Source organism: Alphaproteobacteria bacterium, assembly GCA_026400645.1.
Lineage (GTDB): Bacteria > Pseudomonadota > Alphaproteobacteria > Paracaedibacterales > CAIULA01 > JAPLOP01.
Genome location: JAPLOP010000041.1, coordinates 1 through 9,460 on the forward strand (window position 1 = coordinate 1; position 9,460 = coordinate 9,460).

Below are 9,460 nucleotides of genomic sequence, written 5' to 3' on the forward strand. Positions count from 1 at the left end.
CGGGAATAAACCTTACAGCGAATTAAAAAGTGTTGCCAGTACCATAACGCAAGCCCTGTATGAATCGGGAATGATTTTGGGTGTACGATCAGAAATCAGGGGGGATACAGAAGATTTTACCGTCACGATTATTCGGGATGTGGCCTCCTCCCTCAATATCGAACCTGCAACCATTGCGGAGACGATTGATTCCCTTATTCGTGGTAAAAAAGCCAACTCCTTTAAGCGGGAAAACAAATTATATGATGTTAAGGTAGAGGTCGAAAATAGATCCCGTCAAACACCCCATGACATCACGAACCTTTTTGTAAAGGCGGGCGACAAAGACGGAACCCTGGTTCCTTTGTCAGAATTGGTACGGGTCCATTCACGGTCTGGCCCGATTGAAATTCATCACCACAACAGAACACGGGCGATTGCAATGACGGCTGCTTTAAAGCCGTCCTATAGCCTGGGGGATGGCGTTAAAAAGGTGTCCGAGATTGCAGCAGAGGTCATGCCATCCGATATGCGATTGGATTATATTGAGGATACCAAGCGGTTCTTGACAGAGGGGCGAACCGTGCAGCTTGTTTTTGGGTTGGCGCTTTGCTTTATTTATCTGGTGATGGCAGCACAGTTTGAAAGCTGGCGTGATCCCTTCATTATTATCCTGAGTGTTCCCTTGTCATTGGCGGGGGCTGTCTTAACGCTAAGCTTGATCAGTGGGGGAAGTCTTAATTTATATTCCAATATTGGGTTGATAACCCTGATCGGGTTGATCACCAAACACGGGATTTTGATTGTCGACTTTGCGAATAAATTGAGGGTGTCTGGCAAGAGTTTACAGGAAGCTATTGTTGAAGCATCCCGTCTTCGTCTGAGACCAATTCTGATGACCACATTCGCAATGGTTCTGGGCGCCCTGCCGTTAGCCTTGGCAACCTGCCGGCGTTTTATACGTATCTCGCCAAGAAAAGGGGAGTGGAGGATAGTCCGAGCCCGCAAATTGCATAAGCCACCAACGATATTCAACAGGCGTTTGCGCGAACACCGGAAAAAGCGATATTTTCCTCGAAACCATGAATATCTTTGTGATCTTTACGAAGAATTAGCAGAGCGACTGAATGCGCGCCTGTCCCTTGCCCCCAGAAATTTCCCTGTGTGTTGGCAAATTGGATACGATCAGGGGGCATTTCGTCGAGGATTCCAACCAAATAACGATTCCATCTTTATTCAATCCGAAAGTATTTTGGCGCCTTTCGTTTTTGAAAAACAAACGAATAATCTGAATCTTGTGTGCGACGAGGATTATTTGCCAATCGCCCATTCAAACATCGACTTGATCGTCACTATTTTTTCCCTTCACTGGATCAACGATGTCCCTGGATTTTTAACTCAGTGCTCGATGGCGTTAAAACCAGGCGGGTTATTCCTGGCTGTTTTTATTGGTGGCGACAGTTTGTATGAACTGAAAACTGTTTTTCAGCAGGTGGATGCTGAATTCCATAACGGGATCGGTGCTCGTTTTTCACCCTTAATCCACGCAAAGGATGCCGGCACCCTTTTGCAGCGCGCTGGATTTGCATGCCCTGTGTCTGACACTGATCGCGTGACTATCCAATATCCAAATGTAGCGCGCCTTTTAATGGATATACGAAATTCTGCCTCTGCGAATGCGCTGCATCAAATGGATGCGCCGCCATTGTCCAGGCAGTACCTGGATCGGGTAGAGCACGTTTATCGGGATCTTTTTTCGCATCCCGATGGGGGCATTATAGCGACCCTTGATATTGTTTATATGCAAGGTTGGAAAGACAGACCTTATATCACAGAAAGCCTAACATGAAAAAAATCACAGAAAAACAAATCGTCATTGCCAGTCATAATAAAGGGAAATCTGATGAAATTGCCTATCTTTTGGCATCGTACCCGATAGAGGTTTTGTCGGCAGCCGACATGAACATTCCTGATCCCGAAGAAACAGAAGACACGTTCGTTGGGAACGCCCTGCTAAAAGCGCGCCATTGTGCACAAAGAACAGGCCTTTTGTCGCTTGCTGATGATAGTGGTTTGGTTGTTCCGGCAATCGGGGGGCAGCCTGGAATTTATTCAGCCCGCTGGGCTGGCCTAGACCGCGACATGGGTAAAGCCATCGCCCGACTGGAAAAAGAATTGCACGGGGTGGACGACGCATCGGCTTATTTTACCTGCGCCCTTGCATTGGCTTGGCCGGAACATGATGGGGAAATCCAGACGCAAACATTCACCGGACATTGGGATGGGCATATTGCCTTTCCCGAGCGGGGTCAAGGTTTTGGGTATACGCCCGTTTTTGTTCCTAAAGGCTTTGCGATAACCGCCGCTGAAATGCCCCCAGAGCAACGATACGCTTTATCGGGTCGGGCAAAGGCATTCAAGCAGTTGGTCGAATCTTGTTTTTGAGGGTAGCCATAACTTAAAACGCCTGACCGATGCTAACGTAAAATTGGTACGATCGATCGATGGCGTTTCCCGTCGAATCACGACGACGTTTAAGGGGGAAAGCAATATCCAGTCGGATTGGGCCGATGGGGCTGTAATATCGCCCCCCAAAGCCTGCGCCCCATAACAGGGTCTTATCTTTAAAATCAGGTATCTTGTTCGTTGTAACTGATCCCCCCTCTAGAAACGTAACGAAACCGATTGTCTCGGATGCTTTTAGGCGTAATTCCGCCCCCAATTCTGCCAAGGACCGTCCACCCAGGGGCGTTCGTAGTGTATCTAGTGGGCCCAAAAGCTGATATCCATATCCGCGCACGGAGCCACCACCCCCAGAATAAAATCGTTTGTTGGGTGGTATTCCGTTGGTATTTTGCATAAAAATGCTTCCCCCCCTTATAAAACCGGCTAACACTCCCCGACTTTCGCCGATCTCATTCGTCATAAAGGGTAAGTAGGCAGAGGCCCCGGCCTGACCAATAACCATACCCCTGTTTTTGTCTGCCCTGCCCCAATAGGGCGTTACCTTTCCGTTTGCCCTAAATCCACTTGTTGGGTCTAAAAGATCGTCCGTTGTATCGATCTTGAGATCGCCAGGTAACCCCACAAGACGCGTATTGTAAACGGTTGTTTCCTGTTGGATACGCCCTTTTTCTCCGACAACGCCCAGGGATCCCGTAACGTGCTGAAATAACGGGCGCTGCAGGCGCATCCCGGCATTGGTTGTGTGACCAGAATAGGCCCTGGTTGTTTCCCTTACGACAGAAACTTCATTCATTAAGCTTTGTTGGGGGGTCAAAAAATCGGGGATATCATAGGAGATTTTTGCTTTTTTCTCGAGCTTTGTCGATTTCAGCGATGCTTCAAAACGTTGGCCGTGTCCCCCAACATTGTTGTGTCGCCAAAAAATATGTCCACCGATTCCTTCTGATGTTGCATAACGTACGCACGCTCCCAGTTCCCGGGGGGCGCTTTCTGTTGCCTTGACGTGCAGGACGATGGGCTGTTCTTGGCCTTGGTCTGCTTGGCCTTGCTTCTCTGGGGCAATATTAATGGTGGCCAAAAGCCCCGTTGACAGCAATTTTCGGCGTGTTTTATCAACCAATGCTTGATTATAAATTTGTCCATCTTTCCATAAAACGCGATTGTGAACATACGCAGATGATAAATGACTAAGGCCGGTGATGTTGGTGTGGGCGATACGCGCTATTTGTCCTGTGGTTACAAAATAATGAATGTGGAGCAAGTGATTTTGATGATCAACAATGGCCTCTGGTTCCCCAATATCAACAAAGGGATATCCGGACTTTTGAAAATATTTTTTGATTCTTTCCCGCCCAGCTTGGACCTTTAATAAATTGACCGTATCATCAACATGCAATCCAATAATGTCGGCTGTTAACAAAGGGGTCTGATCGGCCATAAATGCAGGGTCGTTTGAACACAACAGGTTCACGCTCCCTATTTTATAAAGGGGGCCCGGGACAACCCTGAATTCAACGCGAACCGGACTTTCATCCATGTGGATTTCAAAATCCACCGTTCCGGAAAAATACCCCATTGATGCCAAAATCTTTTTAAATTCTACGACATCTTTTTCTGCCCTTTTAATCAAGCCAGCTTCTGAAATGGGTGGGCGATTTTCAAGTTTTATTAATGTTGATCCATTGCGCAGGGCCGATTCTGTATCTGAATTAAGTGGATGGATCAGCACCGTTGTATAGGGTATTCCGCTTTCTGCATGGTTTTCGTTTGCGGGGTCTGATTTGTCTGGGGCATCAACCCACTGACACCCGCTGATTCCAAGGAGCATTGAGAGGAGTAAAAAAACCCTAATGCCATTATACCCACTCCAGATCATTCCCCACACACGTCCTCCCGCGACTTGATCGCGGGATCCACATGGGCCCCGTGGTCAAGCCACGGGGTGACGGGAGGGTTGTTCTGCAGAAAATCATCTGGAAGGGGTATATTTCTGTTCATATTGGGTGCAATTATGCTTCGTCCCTAAGGTGGGCGTAACTGACGACTTTTTTGACGCCACTGATATTGCTGATTATTGTTGTGACGCGGTTAAGTTCGTCTTGGTTTTGGGCAATTCCCATAATATAAACAACACTACCAACGGTTTTGACGCTGTAATTTAGGGAATTCACATTTTCGGCAAATGTTAGCTTTGATTTGATTTGCGTTGTAATCCATGCGTCTTGCGATATGCTGCCAACGATGCTGCCAAAGCCAGCGCCATTTGAAACCTCGATATTATTAATGACATGCTTGACCCCCTTGACGTCCCATGCAATTCGTTCGGCATCAACTTGCCATTGCTGTTCTGGGACCGATCCGGTTAATAAAACTTCAGCGTTTTGCACATTGATGCCAACTTTTGCATGCAGGTCTTGGTTGTGACTATATAGACGCGCCTTTAGCGTGACCGATATTTGGCTGTCAGTCATCGTTCCTGTTACACCCTTCTCGCGTGTTGCCAGACCACCAACCATGGCACCGCCGCCAATAATTACAGGTGCACACGATGATAAAATCATTACCGTCGCTAATAATGTTGTATATGATTGTTTTTTCATTCTTCCTCAACTTGCCAAGCGTTTTCGATATAGGTTGGTGCCTTTGTCTTGCATAATAAAACAACATCGAACCGAATGGAAGAAAAGTTATCACCTGAATTGCCCTCGTTGTTCGAAAGGCGCGATAAATAATCCAATACACTGTTTTTGATGCGCTGTTGCTGTCGAAGGGTGATCGATTCAGCGGCATCGTCGAAGGTCTTTCGATATTTAACCTCGATCGCGACCAGGGTTTTCCCATCACCGCTGAAATCTAGGGCCAAAAAATCAATTTCGCCATGTTTGCATTTGTATCGGTGGGCTAGGATTTCGTATCCTTTTTTCTGCAGCAATTGCCGAACATAACCTTCTGCTAGTCTTCCTTTTTGATCGGCCGTTGTCATGGGCTGGCTTGAATTTGTTGAAGGCAGGATATGAATTCTGGATCCAGTCGATAGTTTTGATCCGATTGCTTTGTCGCTGCTTGTTCCCTGTACAGGGATGCAAAAATTGTTTGATAGCTTCCCATGGTTTGCGTTGCATGGCCCAAGATATAGTTTAATTCCCCCTCGCCCCTAAAGGTTTGAAAGTGACCAGATAAACTGGAATAACTGGTCACAATGCCAAATAAATACTCTTTTATTGAGCCACCTTTGCTGAGTGTCACAAAAACAGGGGCCCCACTTGTGCCGGGCAAGGCTAAACCATAAGGTGGGTTGCTTCATACGTTCTGATGTTGATTTCATCGGTTCCGGCTGTGGGCTTGGCCAATGTTTCGTCGGGCTTAAAAAACAGCGATGAATATAAGGCCATGCGGTTCAATGCCAGCGCATCCCCATCCCAGGGGGCCGGATAAAACGTGTCACGTTCATACAGGGAAAAGGCGCGTTTTGTTATTTTTTTAGAAAGAGTGATATCTGAATTTCCAAACGTTACGACGGTCAATGGTGCATCTTGTGGGACCTCTGATTCCATGAACACATCGGCTGGTTCAATTTCGGTAACTTTGTGCTTAAGCCTTAGAAAGGCTTTGTCGTGCTTGGCCTCTGCCCCGTTGGTGCTTTCAAGGTACCGACCATCAATCCAAACGGCATCGACATCGTACGACACTTGCGTTTGTCTGCCGTATCGATCCTGGGTTTGAAAAACAACAACGACACCCTCAACAGGGATTAATTTCGTTGCTGAGTCGATGGATTTCCCCTTGACCATTAGCATGGCCCCATGCGCAGCGGTCAGAACGACGGTGGGGGCCACAAGAACCCCCGTTTGCGATGCGCTATTTTTTTTGTCATGAACAAGGCACGCCGACGAATATGGTCGGGCGCTAAAGGCAAGGCAAGCATAATCGTCTGGTTTATGAATTCCATCGCCAACCATGGCTGCCAAATCATATGAAACAAGCAGACATATTATAAAATACCGCACCTGTCACCCCTATATCTGATCCAGTCGATCAAAAATTTTCTTGATGGATTCGATTGCTTTTAAGTTCCCAATCATCTGTTTTTGGACCTGGATCATATTAACATAAATGGACGTCGCATTGACTGACGATCCTTCGTACGTGCCAGGAGCAAGCGCCCCCGTTCCGCCATCCTTTGGGAAATACATCATACAGGGTCCCGAATCCCCTGTTGGGACAAAAATTCCCGGTTGGCTTTCCCCTAATCCATTAATATTGTTAAACGTAGCCACGGGAATACGGCAATGTTTTACCTGGGTGTTGTTTGAAAAGGTTACGGTTCCATATCCATTTTCATCAAAATCAATCCTTTTAAAACTACCGGGCGAAGACCCATCCGCTGTGGCTGAATTGACGGAAAATTGGCTGCCCACAGACGCGATGCCGGTTGACGTTCCAACGGCCCCAAGCCCCAGAGCAATTGTGGAGTTTGCTGCGGGAGAGCCCGCCCCCCACTGGATTGCCAAGTTTGGGGGTGCTACAGCTGCTACTCCGCCGTTCTGAGTATTATACATGACGGGTTGGCCTTGGGCATTAAATTCCACACGCATTCCGGCCTGATAGGGTGCTGGCACGGTTGACCCCGCTGGCCCCTGAACGGACAATGTCCATGATTGAGTCGCTTGTGCGCTGTTGTATGCTGTAACGCTGGCATCGGTTCGCGTCCATGTGAATGTCAGGTTCTTTTTGGCACCCAAAGAGTCATACATGCTGACGGAATTTGTTTTTACCGTTCCAATTGGGGCGGCAATAATATCCGATGGCAATTGGAGCCCCATTGATATGTTAGCCGTGGCCGCCGGCGGACTGACGATGGTACCAACATTGAGTGGAACTAAATTGGTTGTTGAGCTGACGTCAGGGCTAAGGGGGTTGCCATTTTGATCTGTCATAAAAACTTGCAAATACTGCCCCAAATTATTGACAAAGTTCTTATTTGCATCGATATCAAACGTACAATCGCGCGTAAAACCCAAATTGCCATTGGCGTTTGTTTGATCCTTTACGGGTACGAATCCTTGTCCGGCCACACTAAAATGCGTGGCGACCTGTGAATTTATGGGCAGGCCAACTTGATTCAGATAGCGAATATTTGTGCTTTGTACACCGGCTTGGCCATTGGTTTCAAAGGCTGTGATAAACGTATCTGACCCACGACCGGCGACGGCCCCAGCGGCGGTTAGATCCTGTGCCAAGCCACCAAACTGGCGACTATAGACATCTGCCCCCCTGATGCTTGTATTTAAATTTAATGGACTTCCATTCTTAAGCATTTTTTAGTCTCCTTATAAATTTATGCCAACATTGCCAATGGGGCGTGGATTAGGATAAGCCCCTTGTGGTAATCTTGGTCGTTGATGTCGTTCAAAATTTCGTATTTCAATATCGCCTGCCATTAAAACGGGCAGATTTTCATCGTCATAGGCAACGGATGTAATGACGCTGTTCAGGGTTACTTTGCCACCGATTGGCGCCCCGCTTCCGTTGACTGCCACCAGGGATACCACATAATTTCCGGTGACTTTTGCCCCGGATTCATTGGTCCCATCCCACGTTTGTTTGTGTTTTCCGGCGCTGGTTGGAACCGGCAGGGCCCGAACAAGATTCCCATCGCCATCGGCAATCACCAATGTTGCTTGGGCTACATTTTCCGGAAGGCTGACGTTGATGTCTTGTGTCCCATCGTTTATGGCTTCATCAATGGTGAATAAATCCCCTTCGTGTTCGACGATGTCGCCCTCCAAATTCGTGGTGGTTAACGAATACAGGGCCGAATTCACGCGATTGCCTTCCTCTGCCAGGGAAACCATTTTTCCCTGCTGGGCGGTTGTGACGATGCCCATAATGGAACGCACCATTTCGGTTGTATCCGTTTCATTACCGGGGATTTGATTCTCCATCTGCGCCAACAAAAGCCGCATCGTGAATTCAATTTGTTTGTCGGCATCCTCCCCCAGGAATTTTGTTAAACCGTGGGTATCGGCCTTTTTTAGGGGTTCCTTCTGGTCCAGAGTGCGCATTAATTGGGGTGGGGCTTTTACGCTACTTACATCAAAGCTCATTAAAATAATCCTTCTTTTTTATAAAATGTTAGGGACGTTGCATCGGTTTGAAGATCTGATTCCTGGAAGATATCTTCTAGTTCATGGCGGTGTTGGGCTAACAGTTGAATCATTTCATCGGATTCCGCCATAAAGGATGCCGATACAGATCCGTTTTTAATGGTCAATCGCACCTCCACATCCCCGAATCGATCATGGTGAATGGGGATTCGCAGATTTGTCGATCGTCGATTAAGTTGTTGCCGAAAATCTTGCATCACCTGTTGAATTACTTCGGCATTCATGGCTGCTGTTGTTGAATTCTGGGCTAGTTTTTCGGGTGCTTTTTCGCGGGATTCCCTTAATGATTCTTGTTTTTGATGAATATGTTCGGGTCGTAATACATCAAGATCCTGTTGGGGGTTTTCATCTTCCTGGGGTTCTGTTTCGTCTTTGGCAGAAAATGCAGATTTGCCTATAACGACGGCAATTTTGTCACCGTCAATGCCGTCAGGATCAATCATGTTTTCAAGGAGGGCTGGTTGCTGCAAAAGGGGGAAATTCACGATCGGTTGTTGCAGTAATTCAATTCTGGGATCCGGCCTTTGAGGTGGGTTGGATCCCGTTAAGCCAGGGGTATGAAATATCCTGTTGTTCGGGGTGGCCGTCAAATCAATCGGATCCGATGGGAAAAAATCGACTTGATCAGGGATGACTGTTTCGGTGGCAAGCTGGGCTATCGGGACGGGGAGTTCTGTGGATTGCCATGGTTGGGTCCATAATGGATTCAAAATTTGATCTTGATCTCTTAAAAGAAAGGGTGGGGCAACATCTAAGGTTGGCATCTTTTCGGTTTCTATATACCTTTCTCGGATGATTTCCCGCAGAACACCCACCCCGTCATCCCGTGGCTTGACCACGGGATCCAT

At 47.4% G+C, this 9,460-nt stretch carries 10 protein-coding genes; 2 read left to right on the forward strand and 8 right to left on the reverse strand.

What is annotated here, in order from left to right; genetic code table 11:
* On the forward strand, positions 1 to 1,828 hold a 1,828-nt coding region (locus NTX76_06420; protein MCX7338892.1), incomplete at its 5' end, for an efflux RND transporter permease subunit.
* Complete coding sequence (locus tag NTX76_06425) at positions 1,825 to 2,424, forward strand: non-canonical purine NTP pyrophosphatase (GenBank protein MCX7338893.1); 600 nt, start codon at positions 1,825 to 1,827, stop codon at positions 2,422 to 2,424. The genes NTX76_06420 and NTX76_06425, both read left to right, overlap by 4 nt.
* 13 nt (positions 2,425 to 2,437) lie before the next feature.
* Here the strand turns inward: NTX76_06425 and NTX76_06430 are convergent, their stop codons facing one another.
* From NTX76_06430 to NTX76_06465, 8 genes are all read right to left on the reverse strand, one after another.
* Complete coding sequence (locus NTX76_06430; protein ID MCX7338894.1) at positions 2,438 to 4,321, reverse strand: BamA/TamA family outer membrane protein; 1,884 nt, start codon at positions 4,319 to 4,321, stop codon at positions 2,438 to 2,440.
* Positions 4,322 to 4,454: 133 nt separating this feature from the next.
* A complete protein-coding gene (locus tag NTX76_06435; GenBank protein ID MCX7338895.1) occupies positions 4,455 to 5,045 on the reverse strand; it encodes a BON domain-containing protein in 591 nt (196 codons plus the stop codon).
* Positions 5,042 to 5,428, reverse strand: coding sequence for a YraN family protein (locus NTX76_06440; GenBank protein ID MCX7338896.1), 387 nt, complete (start codon positions 5,426 to 5,428; stop codon positions 5,042 to 5,044). The genes NTX76_06435 and NTX76_06440 overlap by 4 nt, the downstream gene beginning before the upstream one ends.
* Entirely contained in the window at positions 5,425 to 5,721 is a 297-nt protein-coding gene (locus NTX76_06445; GenBank protein ID MCX7338897.1) for a hypothetical protein, read from the reverse strand. Before NTX76_06445 ends, NTX76_06440 begins: the two co-directional genes overlap by 4 nt.
* 2 nt (positions 5,722 to 5,723) lie before the next feature.
* Positions 5,724 to 6,452, reverse strand: a complete 729-nt coding sequence (locus tag NTX76_06450; GenBank protein MCX7338898.1) for a hypothetical protein — start codon at positions 6,450 to 6,452, stop codon at positions 5,724 to 5,726.
* 9 nt (positions 6,453 to 6,461) lie between these two features.
* Positions 6,462 to 7,763, reverse strand: coding sequence for a flagellar hook-basal body complex protein (locus NTX76_06455; GenBank protein ID MCX7338899.1), 1,302 nt, complete (start codon positions 7,761 to 7,763; stop codon positions 6,462 to 6,464).
* Between the two features lie 12 nt (positions 7,764 to 7,775).
* Positions 7,776 to 8,552, reverse strand: coding sequence for a hypothetical protein (locus tag NTX76_06460; GenBank protein ID MCX7338900.1), 777 nt, complete (start codon positions 8,550 to 8,552; stop codon positions 7,776 to 7,778).
* The coding region (locus NTX76_06465; GenBank protein ID MCX7338901.1) for a flagellar hook-length control protein FliK at positions 8,552 to 9,460 on the reverse strand (909 nt) is incomplete at its 5' end. The genes NTX76_06460 and NTX76_06465, both read right to left, overlap by 1 nt.